Annotated in this window: 14 protein-coding genes and 1 tRNA gene; 11 read left to right on the forward strand and 4 right to left on the reverse strand. The window is 39.8% G+C overall.

Going from position 1 to position 17,197, the window contains the following annotated elements:
• Positions 1-141 precede the first annotated feature (141 nt).
• A complete protein-coding gene (locus PAND9192_RS11505; RefSeq protein ID WP_087853937.1) occupies positions 142-1,026 on the reverse strand; it encodes a LysR family transcriptional regulator in 885 nt (294 codons plus the stop codon).
• A 343-nt stretch (positions 1,027-1,369) separates the two neighbouring features.
• Here PAND9192_RS11505 and PAND9192_RS11510 point away from each other — a divergent pair, with 343 nt between their 5' ends.
• Positions 1,370-2,419, forward strand: a complete 1,050-nt coding sequence (locus PAND9192_RS11510) for a response regulator (RefSeq protein WP_087853938.1) — start codon at positions 1,370-1,372, stop codon at positions 2,417-2,419.
• Positions 2,420-2,492: 73 nt separating this feature from the next.
• Here the strand turns inward: PAND9192_RS11510 and PAND9192_RS11515 are convergent, their stop codons facing one another.
• Entirely contained in the window at positions 2,493-3,887 is a 1,395-nt protein-coding gene (locus tag PAND9192_RS11515) for a peptide MFS transporter (RefSeq protein ID WP_087853939.1), read from the reverse strand.
• A gap of 444 nt (positions 3,888-4,331) precedes the next feature.
• Between PAND9192_RS11515 and rfaH the strand changes: the two genes are divergently transcribed.
• Entirely contained in the window at positions 4,332-4,835 is a 504-nt protein-coding gene (rfaH, locus tag PAND9192_RS11520; RefSeq protein WP_087853940.1) for a transcription/translation regulatory transformer protein RfaH, read from the forward strand.
• Between the two features lie 76 nt (positions 4,836-4,911).
• Here the strand turns inward: rfaH and folD are convergent, their stop codons facing one another.
• Positions 4,912-5,769 carry a bifunctional methylenetetrahydrofolate dehydrogenase/methenyltetrahydrofolate cyclohydrolase FolD gene (gene folD, locus PAND9192_RS11525; RefSeq protein WP_087853941.1) on the reverse strand — a complete coding sequence of 286 codons (858 nt, stop codon included), beginning with the start codon at positions 5,767-5,769 and terminating at the stop codon, positions 4,912-4,914.
• Positions 5,770-6,108: 339 nt separating this feature from the next.
• On the opposite strand from folD, the gene PAND9192_RS11530 reads away from it, so the two are divergent.
• The 8 genes from PAND9192_RS11530 to PAND9192_RS11565 all read left to right on the forward strand — a co-directional run bounded on the left by PAND9192_RS11530 (position 6,109) and on the right by PAND9192_RS11565 (position 15,871).
• Positions 6,109-6,185: transfer RNA gene (locus PAND9192_RS11530), tRNA-Arg, on the forward strand.
• A gap of 438 nt (positions 6,186-6,623) precedes the next feature.
• Positions 6,624-7,922 carry a trigger factor gene (tig, locus tag PAND9192_RS11535; protein ID WP_087853942.1) on the forward strand — a complete coding sequence of 433 codons (1,299 nt, stop codon included), beginning with the start codon at positions 6,624-6,626 and terminating at the stop codon, positions 7,920-7,922.
• Between the two features lie 105 nt (positions 7,923-8,027).
• Positions 8,028-8,651, forward strand: coding sequence for an ATP-dependent Clp endopeptidase proteolytic subunit ClpP (gene clpP, locus PAND9192_RS11540; protein ID WP_087853943.1), 624 nt, complete (start codon positions 8,028-8,030; stop codon positions 8,649-8,651).
• A gap of 111 nt (positions 8,652-8,762) precedes the next feature.
• Positions 8,763-10,046 carry an ATP-dependent protease ATP-binding subunit ClpX gene (gene clpX, locus PAND9192_RS11545; RefSeq protein ID WP_060997305.1) on the forward strand — a complete coding sequence of 428 codons (1,284 nt, stop codon included), beginning with the start codon at positions 8,763-8,765 and terminating at the stop codon, positions 10,044-10,046.
• Positions 10,047-10,255: 209 nt separating this feature from the next.
• On the forward strand, positions 10,256-12,619 hold the full coding sequence (gene lon, locus PAND9192_RS11550) for an endopeptidase La (protein ID WP_065168106.1): 2,364 nt from the start codon (positions 10,256-10,258) through the stop codon (positions 12,617-12,619).
• A gap of 224 nt (positions 12,620-12,843) precedes the next feature.
• Positions 12,844-13,116 (forward strand): nucleoid-associated protein HU-beta, encoded by a 273-nt coding sequence (gene hupB / locus PAND9192_RS11555; protein WP_060997303.1) that lies wholly within the window; start codon positions 12,844-12,846, stop codon positions 13,114-13,116.
• Positions 13,117-13,546: 430 nt separating this feature from the next.
• Positions 13,547-15,439, forward strand: a complete 1,893-nt coding sequence (ppiD, locus tag PAND9192_RS11560) for a peptidylprolyl isomerase (RefSeq protein WP_087853944.1) — start codon at positions 13,547-13,549, stop codon at positions 15,437-15,439.
• 135 nt (positions 15,440-15,574) lie between these two features.
• Positions 15,575-15,871: a ComEA family DNA-binding protein gene (locus PAND9192_RS11565; protein ID WP_087853945.1), complete on the forward strand. Its 297-nt coding sequence runs from the start codon at positions 15,575-15,577 to the stop codon at positions 15,869-15,871.
• Between the two features lie 57 nt (positions 15,872-15,928).
• On the opposite strand, the gene rrtA is transcribed toward PAND9192_RS11565, so the two are convergent.
• Entirely contained in the window at positions 15,929-16,489 is a 561-nt protein-coding gene (gene rrtA / locus PAND9192_RS11570) for a rhombosortase (RefSeq protein WP_234999126.1), read from the reverse strand.
• A 10-nt stretch (positions 16,490-16,499) separates the two neighbouring features.
• Between rrtA and PAND9192_RS11575 the strand changes: the two genes are divergently transcribed.
• A complete protein-coding gene (locus PAND9192_RS11575; protein WP_087853947.1) occupies positions 16,500-17,108 on the forward strand; it encodes a tRNA-uridine aminocarboxypropyltransferase in 609 nt (202 codons plus the stop codon).
• Positions 17,109-17,197: the final 89 nt, after the last annotated feature.

The raw sequence follows: 17,197 nt of genomic DNA on the forward strand, positions 1-17,197 counted from the left end.
GGTATTTTTGAGTGGGGTTACTCTAGGTTAGTTACTGCAATGAGAGATATTATTGATGAAAAAAGTAGTAGCGATATAAAATGAAAATGCCGCTCCTAATTAATTTGGCGGCATTTTTCTCTGTTTTTGTATTAATGCTAATTAGTGTTTTTCAAGGTCAAAGTAATGACTTGCAAAATCAATAAATAGACGTAGTTTTTCTGGTTGGTAATCACGGTGGTTATAAATCAAATATACGTCACGTGGGTTCGCTGACCAGTTTTTAAGTACTTGTACTACATCTCCTGCTGCAATGTATTTTTCTAACATTACGTTAGGCATCAATGTAATACCAAGCCCAGCACTGCATGCTTTGCGAATAACATTAAGTTCACTTGCTTCAAAACGTGCGCGCTCGTTAATAGTAACGGTTTCGCCATTTTGGTTAGTTAAACGCCAGCGTAAAAGTGGGTTACCTTTTAAAAGCGTATGTTCATGAAGATCTTGAGCATGCTTAGGTTCTGGGTTTTTCTTTAGATAGTCAGGGCTTGCAACCAAAATATCTTTTACTTCATTAATACGACGTGCAATAAGGGTTGAATCACGTTGAGGACCGACGCGGAACATTACATCCCAGTCAGTTGGATCAAGTTGATCAGGTTCATTGCTCATGTACAGCTGAATGCTAATTGCTGGATGTTCTTGCATAAATGCATTTAGTAACGGCTGTAACATTACTTTAGTAATATTCGTTGGTGCAGCAATACGTAATTTACCTGCAGCGCCTTTACACTCTTCACTGATGTGCTCTGTAGTATCAAGCAACTGCTGCAGTAGTGGGGCACAATCATGGTAAAACTTCTGACCTGCTTCAGTCAGTGATAGTTTACGAGCATGACGATTCAAAAGGCGAATGTTAAGACCTTCTTCAAGTGCTTGAATACGACGCGTCAGAGTCGCAACGGGTACCTGTGTTTTTCGTGATGCGGCAGTATAACTGCCATTTTCCACAACCATGCGGAATAAATTTAGATCGTCAAGTTTCATATCAAAGTCATTTGTGAAAACTGATAATGGGTAATTGTATAACAAATTGAGTCACAATTATCTCTTTTTGTTGGGTATTTTGAATAAAAATATGTTACCCCCTTATTCAAATTGATTGAAAGCCGCTTTGGATGGGAGTTTATTGAAGTTTGAAGCCGTTATATTTATAGAACATATTTGTTGATATTGCCTAAAAATAGTTATTCAGTGTAATTATTTCATCATGCTCAGCCATATCACAGACATGATTTTTGTTGTCACCACAAATTTTAGCGGACCAAAGTTGGTATTGCTGATGTTAGCTTATACACTCATAGACGTAGTCATAAGAAAGGAGATACTTTTGCTAAAAGGGAAAACTATACTTATCGTAGAAGATGATCCTGTGTTTCGAACTATGATTGTTGGCTTTTTAAAGAGCCAAGGTTGTCTGGTTAGAGAGGCGGAAGATGGCTTAATTGGATTAAAAGCTCTTAAAGACAATATTCCAGATTTATTGCTGTGTGATTTGGCGATGCCAGTCATGACCGGTATGGAGTTTGTTGAAGAGGTTGCATTGCAGTATCCAATGATTCCGGTGATTGTTATTTCCGGTACTGGCAATATGACAGATGTTGCTCAAGCACTTCGACTTGGGGTTAAAGATTTTCTTATCAAGCCAATTGATAACATCATGACGCTTAAGTCAGCCATTGAATCAGTACTTAAAATGCAAGATAGCGCCAAGCAACAGCAACAAGATTTTTCGCAGCGGTGGTTAGTCGATGGTGATGATGCTGGATTGGTTGAAGAAGAGTTACAATGGCATATTTCAGAGTTAAAGAATAACCCTCAAGCCGCTCGTGAGCTGTTAATCGGGTTAATGCCTAATCTTCAGTCTCATTATGGACGTTGGAAACTCAGTTATCGAGCATTGCAATCAGCAGAGATGTCACCGGTTATTTTTGATTATATTTGGCTGATTGATGGCCAACTAGCATTTTATATGGTTGATACCAGCTCTGGTGGTGAAAATAGTACGGCAACGGCATTATTAATCAGAGCGTGTTTTAATGATTTTTTGCGTCGCCAAGGTAATTATTTAAGCAGTGTGCAGCATTTAGTGTCGCAAATAGAATTAGGATTGAAGTATTCAGGTTATGCCACGCCAGTGAAAGGTTTATTTGGGGTATTTAATCTCGCAGAGAAGCAACTTCATTTGATTGCAGCTGGTATTGGTGGTCACCTAAAGGTAGGAGATCAGTGTGCCACGATTGTCGCTGGTGAGTGGCTAGGTAATGAGGCTTGTAATAATCCATTGGTGATTTTACCGATGTCCGATAACGGTGGTCGATTGTCATTGAGTGATATTCAACATGCTAATTTTAGTGTTAACTTTGAAACGGTAACTTAAATTAAGTACTGTTTTTAATTAAAAAGGGATGCCGCAGCATCCCTTTTTTATTTTCTATTATTCACTATAGCCACTACGCATTCGCAGTTTGTGGCTTAGGTTGATTATCGTCATTATCCACTGCGCCTTCAGCACCATGCATCCACGAAATCAGTTTATTTGAGAATAACAGTAATAACACACCCGCAATCACGGCAGTAATCGCAATACCAGAGAAGATAGCTAATGGACCTGCTTCACCGATACTTGCGCCGACAACACCTGCAATGTAGTTTGCAATCGCATTAGCACCAAACCATGCGCCCATCATCAAGGATGCCAAACGTAGTGGTGCTAATTTAGTTACCATTGATAAACCAATTGGTGATAGACATAGCTCACCAATTGTATGGAAGAAGTATGCACCAACCAGCCACATCATTGATGTTTTAACGGTTACATCACCGTTTTGCTCTAGTGCTGCACCGATCATACAAGCAAAGCCTAGTGCAAGAGAGAACATAGCTAATGCAAATTTAACTGGTGAGTTTGGTTCACTCTTACCCATACGAACCCAAAGTGCCGCTAAGATAGGTGCGCAGATAATAATAAAGAATGGATTTAATGATTGGAACCATGCTGCTGGTACTTCAAAATCGCCAATCATACGGTTGGTATATTCTTGTGAGTAGATATTCATAAGGCCGCCAGCTTGTTCAAAGCCTGCCCAGAATACGATCACAAACGTACACATTACTAAAATTACTTTTAAGCGATCGCGCTCAATTTTAGTTAGTGGCTCTTTTTTACCACTGGCATTTTTTTCAGCATCACGTACCGCGGCAGGTACAGTACCGATATCGCCTAAGTAACGTTGAGCAAAGAAAACTTGAATTAATAGGCTCATCAACATGCCAACACCAGCACATAAGAAGCCTGCTTTCCAACCGTAAACAGCAGATGCGGTACCAGCAATAACACCCGCTAGTAGTGAGCCGATATTAATACCCATATAGAAAATCGTAAAGGCACCATCACGACGGTTATCACCTTCAGGGTATAAATCACCAACCATGGTTGAAATATTTGGTTTAAATAAACCATTACCGACAATAAGGAAGGCTAAACCAACGTAGAAAGCAGTAACGGCATGGGGATCAACCACGCTATGAGGTAAAGCAAGTGTAAATTGACCAATGGCCATTAATACACCGCCAATAATAATTGAGCGACGTTGACCTAAAATGTTGTCGGCAATCCAACCACCAATAAGAGGAGTAAAATAAACTAAGCCAGTGTAGATACCGTATAAGTTAAGTGCTTCTTCTGTTGTCCAGCCAAGACCACCGTTAATGGTTTTATCTGTTAAATATAAAACCAAGATGGCGCGCATCGCGTAATAAGAAAAGCGTTCCCATAGCTCTGTTCCAAATAAAAGGAACAAGCCTTTTGGGTGGCCCAGAAGGGTACCACTACTATTATGACTCATAAGATTCTCTATTTTATTTTAATTAGTGTGTTTGCTCATTCATGTAGGTTTATAAAGCACAATATATTTGACTGCAAGTTTTTACATTTAATAAACAATGATAAAACATTATAACCATATGATAAGTAAGCAATTGTATATATATCGATCAATTATGAAAAATCAAATTCCATTACCATTATCTATATCTTACACTATTTGATTGTTCATATTTAGGGTTTTATATTGTTTTTACGTATTATATTGGCTGGTTATATCACCATGTGAGAATATTCATATATGTTACAAATTAAGCGGAGGGATATTGGTCAATCATATTACTTTGATTCATAACTATAGAATATAATTCTAATGTTAATCAAAGTTGGGCTATTGTGGTGGAAGATGAAAATCAGTGTTGATATGTATATACTGATTAAAGTTAAGATTTAATTGAGGTTGATGATGAAAGATTGGTATCTACTTTATTGTAAGCGTAGTGAACAAGAACGCGCAGTGATCAATCTTGATCGTCAAGGGGCTGAATGTTATTACCCGCAAGTTGTTGTTGAAAAGATTGTGCGTGGTAAACGTTGTGAATGTCATGAGCCACTATTTCCAAGTTACGTTTTTGTGACGTTTGATCCTGAAAAATTAAGTTTTACCACGGTACGTTCAACACGTGGTGTTGCAGACTTTATTCGTCAAGGGGCAATGCCACAGATAGTGAGTGAAGAACTTATCTATAATTTAATGTTAAATGAAGAGAATGGCTCACATGATCATATGTTTGAATCTTTGCCGCAACAAGGCGATAAACTGATTTTACAACAAGGTAAATTTAAAGGTCTTGATGCAATTTATCAGGAACCTGATGGTGAGAAGCGATCATTTATGCTGATTAACTTATTGGGTAAACAAGTTAAAGTTAGCGTAGAGAATACAGATCTTATCAACAATAAAGCATAAGTTAATAAAAAAGCGAGTATTGATATACTCGCTTTTTGTGTTTGATAACAGCATCGCGTTATCAAACGATATTTACTTAGGCTGAATGATATTGTTCACAGGCAAGTAACGTGTTTTCAATCAGGGTTGCAACAGTCATTGGCCCGACACCGCCAGGTACTGGCGTGATATGTTTGGCACGCTGACAAGCTACATCAAATTCTATATCGCCACATAACTTACCATTCTCAAGACGGTTAATACCGACATCAATTACAGTTGCACCTTCTTTTATCCAGTTTCCAGGAATAAAATTAGCTTTGCCGACGGCGACAACGAGAATATCAGCTTGGCGCACATGACTTTCAAGATCTTGTGTAAAACGGTGACAAGTGGTTGTAGTAGCTCCTGCTAATAACAACTCAAGTGTCATTGGTCGTCCGACAATGTTTGATGCACCAACAATAACTGCGTGTTTGCCGCGCACTTCAATATTGTAGCGTTCCAGTAGTGTAATAATGCCTTTTGGCGTGCATGAACGTAATTTAGGAATACGTTGACTAAGGCGACCGACATTGTAAGGGTGAAAACCATCGACATCTTTTTCAGGATCGATGCGTTCAAGAATGCGGGTGGTGTCCATACCTGCTGGTAATGGTAATTGTACTAAAATACCATCCATAGTTGGATCTTGATTAAGCTCATCAATTAAATCGAGTAATTGTTGTTCAGTCGCAGTGGTTGGTAGATCAAATGACTTTGAAATAAACCCGACTTCTTCACAGGCTTTGCGCTTACTACCAACGTAGATCTGTGAGGCTGGATCCTGACCTACGAGAACAACAGCTAATCCAGGTGCACGTAATCCGACATCGGTGCGTGCTTTTACTCTGGCGGCAACTTCCTGTCGTACAGTTTGGGAGATAATTTTCCCATCAATAATTTGAGCGCTCATGGTGATCCTTGTTGTGTTGGTTGAACGTATCAACGCCAATATTGTGGCAGATTATGAATGGAATTGCCATTAGGCAAACGATTGCTATTTGATTTTATATTTTACTATTACTCTGATTTAAGTATTGAAGCAGTGATCAGTAATCGAAACAGAGTGATAAACATGCGGCTTACTCGTTGTTGTGAGCTATTGTTTCTTCTCAAAATATCCTCAAACACGGTTTTTTTGTTGTATCTTTAACCAGTCAGTTGTTTTAAGCATGAAAAATGAAGCAAAGAGATTGACCTTATATGATAGCTACGTATAATCTCGCTTCGTAACGTCACGTTACACAATGATGCGCCCTTAGCTCAGCTGGATAGAGCACGTCCCTTCTAAGGATGTGGTCGCAGGTTCGAATCCTGCAGGGCGTACCATCTTCTCTTTTCTTCTTGATGTTATCCTCTTAGTTCAATCATCTTTCTAATTCTATACTCCAATTATTCAGGCTGATTTTTCTCATTGTCTACTGTTAAAATTTGTCTTATTAGCTCGTTTTTCCAACATTTGAACCACAAAAACCCATTAAAATGCGATTTTTTTTATTTTTCCCCTTGAAATGATATTTCTAGCCCCTATCTTGTAATGCAGTCAGAGAGATCGTTCGCGTTAATAAGGTATCTACCTCGACGTCACCGCTAGGTGTCGTTATAATAGCGCGCTCTGAGAAGTAGGCTATCTACTCTCAGAATCTTTAAGAAAGAATTTAGGCGTTATGGTTTTCGAGCTGTAACACGAAAGGATGCCACCGTCAGTAAATGGCTGTTCGGCAACATCACTCAGAAACACTGAGTTAAGTTTTGAGGTTAAATATAATGCAAGTTACTGTTGAAACCACTGAAGGTCTAGAACGCCACCTAACTATTACAGTTCCTGCTGCAAACATCGAAGATGCTGTTGCTGCTGAACTACGTAAAATTGCTAAAACTCGTCGTTTCGACGGTTTCCGCCCAGGTAAAGCACCAATGAAGATGGTTGCTAAAATGTTTGGCGCTTCTGTACGTCAAGACATCCTAGGTGAAGTAATGCACCGCCACTTTATCGAAGCTATCGTTAAAGAGCAGATCAACCCAGCTGGCGCACCAACTTTCACTCCAGTAGAAATTGCTGAAGGTAAAGATTTAGTGTTTAAAGCTTCTTTTGAAGTTTTCCCAGAAATCGAACTAGTTGGTCTAGACAAAGTTGTTGTTGAAAAGCCAGTAGTAACTGTAACTGACGCTGACGTTGACGGCATGCTAGATACTCTACGTAAGCAACAAGCTACTTGGACTGAAGTTGAAGCAGCAGCAGACGCAGATAGCCGTGTAACTATCGATTTCGTTGGTACTATCGACGGCGAAGAATTCGACGGCGGTAAAGCTGAAGGTTTCGCACTTGCTATGGGCCAAGGTCGTATGATCCCTGGTTTCGAAGAAGGTGTTGTTGGTCATAAAGCAGGCGACGAGTTTACTGTAGAAGTAACTTTCCCTGAAGAATACCACGCAGAAAATCTAAAAGGTAAGTCTGCAGCATTTGCTATCACTCTTCATAAAGTAGAAGCACAACAACTACCTGAGCTAACTGAAGAATTCGTTGCTAAGTTTGGTGTTGAAGACGGTTCTGTTGAAGGTCTTAAGACTGAAGTTCGTAAGAACATGGAGCGTGAGCTTAAGCAAGCTGTTAAAGGTCGTATTAAAGATCAAGTTCTTAACGGTCTTGTTGAGCAAAACGATATCACAGTACCTACAGCGCTTATCGATCAAGAAATCGAAGCACTACGTAAGCAAGCTGCACAACGTTTTGGCGGCGATGCTAAGAACATGCCTGAACTACCACGTGAATTGTTCGAAGAGCAAGCTAAGCGTCGCGTAGTTGTTGGCCTACTAGTTGGTGAAGTAATTAAAGCAGAAGAGCTAAAAGCAGACGAAGATCGCGTAACTGCAATCATCGCTGAAATGGCATCTGCGTACGAAGATCCAACAGAAGTAGTTAAATACTACGCAAGCAACGAGCAGCTAATGAACAATATGCGCAACGTTGCTCTAGAAGAGCAAGCAATTGATGCACTTCTAGCTAAAGCTCAGGTTTCAGATAAAGAAGTTAGCTTCAACGATCTAATGAATCCTGCTGCTTAATTTACTGAAATTGCTGTAGAGATTTGACATTGTCTCAAGTCTTCTGCTAACAATGGTCCGTGTGAATACTTTCATTCGGGCCATTTATTTTAGGGAAATAAGATTATGAGCTACCAAGCACAAAACGGCATGTCACCGATTATGGATGCGCTGGTACCGATGGTGGTCGAGCAGACTTCTCGTGGTGAGCGTTCTTACGATATTTATTCCCGTCTCCTAAAAGAGCGTGTGATTTTCCTAACCGGTCAGGTTGAAGATCATATGGCTAACTTAGTTGTAGCCCAGCTGCTATTTTTGGAGTCAGAGAACCCAGACAAAGATATCTTCCTTTACATTAACTCTCCAGGCGGCTCAGTAACTGCAGGTATGTCAATTTATGACACCATGCAATTTATTAAACCAAATGTAAGTACAGTATGTATGGGTCAAGCATGTTCTATGGGTGCTTTCCTATTGGCTGGCGGTGCTAAGGGTAAACGTTACTGTCTACCTAACTCACGCGTTATGATCCACCAACCACTTGGTGGTTTCCAAGGCCAAGCATCGGATATTCAAATCCATGCACAAGAAATCCTAACGATTAAACAACGTTTAAATGGACTATTGGCAGAACATACTGGTCAACCATTAGACATTGTGGAGCGTGATACTGACCGTGATAACTTTATGTCTGCAGATCAGGCAGTAGAGTACGGCCTTGTTGATGCTGTATTGAGTAAGCGTGACTAAGCCAGTTTTATTTTGCAATTCGCGATGCGGGTTTAGTAAAGCAAAATAAGTCGACTTGTTATACACTCAAGACAAGACAATGATGGGATACCCCAATAAAGAGGTTAGCGAATGACAGACAAACGAAAAGAGGGAAGTAGTAGCAAACTACTTTATTGCTCTTTCTGTGGAAAAAGTCAGCATGAAGTTCGCAAGCTAATTGCTGGTCCTTCTGTTTATATTTGTGATGAGTGCGTTGATTTATGCAACGACATTATTCGCGAAGAAATCAAAGAAGTGATGACGAAAAGCGATAGCGACGAGCTGCCGACACCACAACAAATTCGTAACAACTTAGATGATTATGTCATCGGCCAATCACATGCTAAAAAAGTGTTGGCTGTTGCTGTATACAATCACTATAAGCGTCTACGTAATGGCGACAAGAATAGTGATGGCGTTGAATTAGGTAAGAGTAACATCCTACTTATTGGTCCTACTGGTAGTGGTAAAACATTATTAGCCGAGACATTAGCGCGTATGCTTGATGTACCGTTTACAATGGCTGATGCAACAACATTAACTGAAGCTGGTTATGTTGGTGAAGACGTTGAAAACATCATTCAAAAGCTGCTACAAAAATGTGATTACGACGTAGCTAAAGCTGAGCGTGGCATTGTTTACATCGATGAAATCGATAAGATCTCTCGTAAATCAGACAATCCATCAATCACACGTGATGTATCTGGTGAAGGCGTTCAGCAAGCATTGTTGAAGCTAATCGAAGGTACCGTTGCTTCTGTTCCGCCGCAAGGTGGTCGTAAGCATCCTCAACAGGAATTCTTACAAGTTGATACTTCTAAGATCCTATTTATCTGTGGTGGTGCATTTGCAGGCCTAGATAAAGTGGTTGAGCAACGTGTAGCAACAGGTACTGGCATCGGTTTTGCTGCTGATGTACGTTCAAAAGACCAAACAGACACATTAAGTGATTTGTTTAAGAAAGTTGAACCAGAAGATTTGGTGAAATACGGTTTAATCCCTGAATTCATCGGTCGTTTACCTGTTACAGCAACGCTTGGCGAATTAGACCAAGACGCGTTAGTTCAAATTCTACGTGAGCCTAAGAATGCCCTTACTAAACAGTATGCAGCATTACTAGCGCTTGAAAACGTTGAACTTGAATTCCGCGATGATGCCCTAATTGCGATTGCTAAAAAAGCAATGGATCGTAAAACAGGTGCTCGTGGCCTACGTTCTATCGTTGAAGCAGTGTTACTTGATACCATGTATGAGCTTCCGTCTCTAGAAGGTATCAGTAAAGTTGTTATTGATGAGTCTGTAATTAACGGTGAGTCAGAACCATTACTGATTTTCGAAAATACAGAAACACAAGAAGCAGCAAGTGCTGAGTAATGGCTGAGTAAGTGCTTAATATCTGCACATAAAAGCTTAAAAAAGGGAGGCTTTTGCCTCCTTTTTTATTTTCTGACATTTCATACATTGAAACTTGATGCTTTACCCCCATATACTCAATATAAGCTAACTCTAATCGTATTAAGTAACTAAGCTGTATCCAGTTAGGTTATTTAATACGATTAGTATGGACAGGAAGAGAGAAGAATATGAACCTGGAGCGTTCTGAGCGCCTTGAGATCCCGGTTCTACCTCTACGAGATGTAGTGGTATACCCTCATATGGTTATTCCATTGTTTGTGGGCCGGGAAAAATCAATTCGTTGCCTTGAGTCGGCAATGGAAAACAATAAACAGATTCTGCTAGTTGCTCAAAAAGAAGCAGCCACAGATGAACCGTCGATCACTGATCTTTATGATGTTGGTACTGTTGCTACCATTCTTCAACTATTAAAATTACCTGATGGTACGGTAAAAGTGTTGGTTGAAGGCCAGCAACGTGCCAAAGTTGAAGATCTTGCTGATGATGAATTTTTTACAGCCAATGCTGAATTTTTGGTTACGCCAGCAATGGATGAGCGTGAGCAAGAAGTCTTAGTTCGAACGGCGATCAGTCAGTTTGAAGGCTTTATTAAGCTCAACAAAAAGATTCCACCTGAAGTATTAACATCCCTTAATGGCATTGATGATGCAGCGCGTCTTGCAGATACTATCGCAGCGCATATGCCTCTGAAATTAGCGGATAAGCAAAAAGTACTTGAAATTGTTGATATCACAGAGCGTTTAGAGTTCTTGATGGCAATGATGGAGTCTGAGATTGATTTGCTGCAAGTTGAAAAACGCATTCGTGGACGCGTTAAAAAGCAGATGGAAAAATCTCAGCGCGAGTATTATCTTAACGAACAAATGAAAGCTATCCAGAAAGAATTGGGTGAGCTTGACGATGCACCAGATGAATTTGAAGCGTTAAAGCTTAAGATTGAAGCATCAAAGATGCCAGCTGAAGCACGTGAAAAAACTGAGCAAGAGCTGCAAAAGCTAAAGATGATGTCACCAATGTCTGCTGAAGCTACTGTTGTACGTGGTTACATCGATTGGATGTTAAGCGTGCCTTGGCATAAGCGTTCTAAAGTGAAGAAGAATCTTGCTAAAGCAGAAGAAATTCTTAACGCCGATCATTACGGTTTAGAGCGTGTTAAAGAACGTATTCTTGAATACCTCGCAGTACAAAGCCGTGTTAACAAGCTTAAAGGTCCAATCCTTTGTCTTGTCGGTCCTCCTGGTGTAGGTAAAACTTCGCTAGGTCAATCTATTGCTGCTGCAACCGGACGTAAATACGTGCGCATGGCATTAGGTGGTGTACGTGATGAAGCGGAAATCCGCGGTCACCGTCGTACATATATTGGTTCTATGCCGGGTAAGTTAATTCAGAAAATGGCAAAAGTGGAAGTGAAAAACCCACTATTCCTATTAGATGAAATTGACAAAATGTCTTCTGATATGCGCGGTGATCCTGCGTCAGCATTACTAGAAGTATTAGATCCTGAGCAAAACAGTTCGTTTAACGATCATTACCTTGAAGTTGATTATGACTTATCTGACGTAATGTTTGTGGCTACCTCGAACTCAATGAACATTCCAGGACCATTGCTTGATCGTATGGAAGTGATCCGTCTTTCTGGTTATACCGAAGACGAAAAACTGAATATTGCTAAAAATCACTTACTTGAGAAGCAAATTCAGCGTAATGGATTAAAGCCTAGTGAGCTGACAATTGAAGATTCAGCACTTATTGGCATTATTCGTTACTACACTCGTGAAGCGGGTGTACGTAGTCTTGAGCGTGAAATTTCAAAGCTATGCCGTAAAGCAGTGAAAGAAATTTTATTGAACAAAGACATTAAGCACGTTTCAATTAACCAAGATAATCTAAAAGATTACTTAGGTGTGCAGCGTTGCGATTATGGTAAAGCTGATGAAAGTAACCGTGTTGGTCAAGTAACGGGTCTTGCATGGACAGAAGTCGGTGGTGATTTATTAACTATCGAAACTGAATCGATGCCGGGTAAAGGCAAATTGACATACACTGGCTCTTTGGGCGATGTGATGCAAGAGTCTATTCAGGCTGCAATGACAGTGGTACGTAGTCGCGCTGAGCGTTTAGGTATTGCAAGCGATTTTTACGAAAAACGCGATATTCATGTTCACGTGCCTGAAGGTGCAACACCAAAAGATGGTCCAAGTGCGGGTATCGCCATGTGTACTGCGTTGGTGTCTAGCTTAACGGGTAACCCAGTGCGTGCTGATGTTGCTATGACGGGTGAAATCACATTACGTGGTGAAGTATTGCCGATTGGTGGCTTAAAAGAGAAGCTATTAGCGGCTCACCGTGGTGGAATTAAAACCGTGTTAATTCCAAAAGAAAATGAACGTGATCTAGAAGAAATTCCAGAAAATGTCATTGCTGATTTGGAAGTACGCCCAGTACGTTGGATTGATGAAGTGCTAACGATAGCATTGCAGAATAATCCAGCAGGTATTGAGTTAGTCAATGCACGAAATAGTGACCTATAGCAAAATTAGTTAAAGAAAAAACGCTTTCAGGGTTAAAAACCTTGTCAGCGTTTTTTTGTGTGGCTATAAGGTACATCTAATCCGCGTTATGCGAACTAATTTTAAGTTTTGATTGCTATTTATAGTCGGCTCTCAAACTACGAATATTTTTCTATTTGATTACGATTACGCGACTATTTAATAAACAGCGCGTAGTGATCAAGGTTCATTAAGAGGATCTAATTGTGAACAAAACTCAACTAGTTGATAAAATCGCAGAAAGTGCTGATATTTCTAAAGCATCTGCAGGCCGTGCTCTTGATGCATTGATTGAAACAGTGACAGAGACTCTAAAACAAGGCGATTCGGTTGCATTAGTTGGTTTTGGTACTTTTTCTGTACGTGAGCGTGCAGCACGTACTGGCCGTAATCCACAAACAGGTGCAGAAATTCAAATTGCAGCTGCAAAAGTACCTGGATTCAAACCAGGTAAAGCGCTTAAAGATTCTGTAAACTAAAAACAATGGGTGCAAGCCCGTGTTTTGTCATGTTTTCATGGCTTAAAAATTGCTACCGGAAAGAGTATACTTATTCGGTACGATAAAGGCGCATCGGTTGATGCGCTTTTTTTACTTATAAAAAGCCTAATCAATAATCCCAAATGACGCATACTGAGCAAGGTATACATTTGAGGGGTTGTTTAATTGCGTTTATGTAACAATTATCAGTGCTGCGTATGGCTTATCGGTCACAGGTTATCTATATTGATAAGACTAGCTTAATGAAGATTTAGGTTATTTAGATATAGCTGTAGCTATTCAGTTGTTGTTATATAACATGTAGTAAATAGTATGGTGCGGTCATCATGGTGATGCCGTTAGCATTGTGCATAAATTTGATAGTAGTTCGAAACCGAGCCAGATCGAACAGTAGGAGAGACGGCAGATTATGATGGAGCGATTGCGCGAAGGCGCTAACAGCATCTGGGTTAAGATTATTCTAAGCCTAATTATTTTATCTTTTGTATTTGCTGGCGTCGGCAGTTATCTGGCGAGTGGTAATGAGCAAGTTGCAGCAAAGATTAACGGTAAAGAGATTAGCCAACGTCAGTTTGAGCAAGTTTACCAAAATGAACGTAACCGTATGCAACAGCGTATGGGCGATTACTTTTCAACTTTGATGAGCGATCCTGCTTATGTGAAGCAATTCCGTCAAAGTGTATTAGATCGTATGGTCAATGATGAACTTATTCAACAGCGTGCAGATAAACTTGGTCTTAGTGTCAGTGATGCACAAGTTAAGCAAGAAATTCTAGCGATGCCTGCGTTTGCTGTTGATGGCGTATTTAATAACGAGCAATACAACATGGCATTACGTCGTGCTGGCTTTACACCTGATCAGTTTGCAGAAACGATCCGTAAAGACATGTTACGTCAGCAGTTCTTATCAGCATTACAAGGCAGCGATTTTGTATTGAGTGATGAAGCTGATGAGTTACGTAAACTCGAGTCACAACAACGTGTTGTTCGTACATTAACGCTAAACCTTGCAGACTTTACTAAAAAAGTAAAAGTGACAAAGCAAGAAGCGCAAGATTTTTACGATCAAAATCCGAACTTGTTCACTCGACCTGCTCAAATCAAAGTATCTTACATTGAACTATCAGGTAAAGGCTTAACTAAAGATATCAACATCTCTGAGCAAGCTGCTGAAACGTACTACAAAGATAACCAAACTAAGTTCAGTACTGCAGAAGAGCGTGAAGTTAGCCATATTTTAGTGACAGGTGATACAGCTGCAGCAAAAGCTAAAGCAGAAGCGTTACTTTCGAAGCTACAAAATGGTGCTAATTTTGCTGAAGTTGCTAAGCAATCATCTGATGATACATTCAGTGCTAAAGATGGCGGTAAATTAGAATGGTTCACTAAAGGAACAATGGATCCTGCGTTTGAAAAAGAAGCATTTGCTCTTGCTAAACCGGGTGATATGTCTGGCCTTGTGAAGTCTTCATTTGGTTACCACATCATTTTACTTGATGGTATTAAACCTGGAAAAGTGAAGCCATTTGCTGACGTAAAAGCACAAATTGTTGCTGAATTACAACAACAGCAATCAGCTGACGAGTTCTATAAGCTAAAAAGTAAACTTGCAGAAGTTGCGTTTGAATCACCTGATTCATTAGATGCCGCTGCTGAAGCTGTGAAGGCAAAAATTGTTCACACAGATTACATCACACCAGCTGCAGAAAAAGGTGTGTTAGCTAATAAACAAGTTCAAGAGACACTACAAAGCCCTGAAGTACATGATGATGGTATGAACTCAGATGTAATTGAGTTAGGTCCTGAGCATGTGATTGTGGTGCGTGTTGATGATGCTCGTGCTAAAGCTGTGTTGCCATTTAAAGATGTTGCAGCAAAAGTGAATGCGATGGTTGCAAGCCAAAAAGGTGAGCAACAAGCACAAGCTAAAGCAGATGAAATTATTGCTGATTTACAAAAAGGCAAAAATGACATCGTTGCTAAAGATGGCTTAAGCTTCTCTGGCGAACAAACGATTAATCGTTCTGGTCCAAATGCAAACATTTCAAATGTTGCATTTAGTCTACCTAAACCAACTGCTGGTAAAGCAACTTATGGTATGGCACGTGATAACAACGGTAATGTTGAAATCATTGCGCTAGATAAAGTTGTAAATATGAAGTTGGCTGGTGATAAAGTAAATAGTCAATTTGAACAGCAAATTGAGCAAATGTTTGCTCAAGAAGATCTTGCTGCAACATTAAAAACGTTGCGTGAATCAGCAAAGATTAGCTATCCAATGCAAGACTCATCGAAAGATTAATTGAAACTGTAATGTAAATAGACGAGCTGTCTGTGCAGCTCGTCTTTTTTTTGCCTTTAAATCCTGTTGTTCACTATCTATTATAGTGTTTTGTTGCATATCATTTCTGTTCTCTCAATATAAAAAGGAATGAAGATGACTACAAAATATCAGTTGTTTAAAGCGATGGTTGTTGCTGGCACATTAGTATTAGCACCGCTAAGTTATGCTAATCCAGATCAACATAAAGGGCTGGATATTATTGTTAATATTAATGATGCTAATGCAGAACAGCTTGATAAATTATTGGTAGGGATAGGGCCGGATAAAGCTGAAAATATTATTCAATATCGTATTAAGTATGGCAAATTTGCCGCAGCTGATGATCTTGCAAAAGTGAAGGGTATTGGTATGTCAACGGTTGATAAAAACCGTAATCGGATTAAGTTGTAGCTTATCAGTAAAGCGATATTAACGATGACGACAGATGTGAAACTGTCGTCACTTTTATTATTTTTGTATCGGTATGACGTTATTTTTCGGTATGAAAAATGCCATAATAATCCCTGAAATAGCACCGATTAAGTGGGCTTGTATTGCTACTTGTACACCAATCAATTCTGCTGAACTGGCAGAACCACCAAAGCATTGCTCCGAGGTTATTTTAATAATTAAACCGAGCAGCAATAACCATCCGCCTTTGGTTTTGGTTTGAATGTCTCGTACTGCGCCCCAAGCAAATAATCCGTGTAATACACCAGAAAATCCGGCATACCAGCTAATCTGAGTCGCAAATAGCCCTAGTCCGATAATAGAGCTCAGCGCGAGAATTAATAGGTTATAACGACGAGCAGTAAAATGTGCTCGAAAAATAAAGCTAATAATAACAAACGCACCTGCATTCATAGCAAGGTGAATCCAATTGGTATGGGTAATATTTCCTGTTAGGATCCGCCATATCTCGCCATTAAGTATAGCTTGGCGATCCCATACTAACAGTGGTTGTAGTGGTGGGATTTGAGCAATAATTCCTATAATTAATGCGATAATAATGTAATTGCGAATAGACAAGGCAACCTCAATGAGTCGGTATTGTGAATACTGTGGTAAGGCAAAAAAAGCCTGTATTTGCCACTGGATCGAAAACATCACAGCAACAACAGAAATTTGGATTTTACAGCATCCATCAGAAATTAAACGTGCAATAGGTACTGCAAGAATCTTATCACTTTCTCTACCAAATAGCCGACTTTGGGTGGGAGAAGATTTTTCTGAACATGATGAGCTTAACAGCTTACTTGCAGAGCCTGAACGTGATGTGTATGTCGTTTATCCTGGTGAGGGATCTGTGCCGATATCCAGTGTTGCAGCGACAGTAAATAAGCAACGAATACAAACGGTTATTTTATTAGATGGTACGTGGAAAAAAGCCTATAAAATGTGGCAACTAGCCACTAACTTACACCATTTACCGTTAGTGAATTTAGACAATGCTGATAGTGGCAATTATCGTATTCGTAAGTCGCCTAAAGATCAGGGAGTATCAACCGTAGAAGCGGGGTATTTAGCCTTGTCTGCATTTGAAGCGGATACTGATAAATTTACGCCTTTGATAACTACCTTTAATCACATGATAGATTTTCAGATTAAGCAAATGCCTCAAGGGGTGTTTGAGAAGAATTATTTGTGAGTAAATAGGCAAGAGCAGGGGCGAGTTTGCGAGTATTAGAGCTCAATAATCGTCATCCCCTTGCGTCTTTAAGGCTCAATCACGCCTTT

This window comes from Photobacterium andalusiense, assembly GCF_900185625.1.
Classification (GTDB): domain Bacteria; phylum Pseudomonadota; class Gammaproteobacteria; order Enterobacterales; family Vibrionaceae; genus Photobacterium; species Photobacterium aquimaris.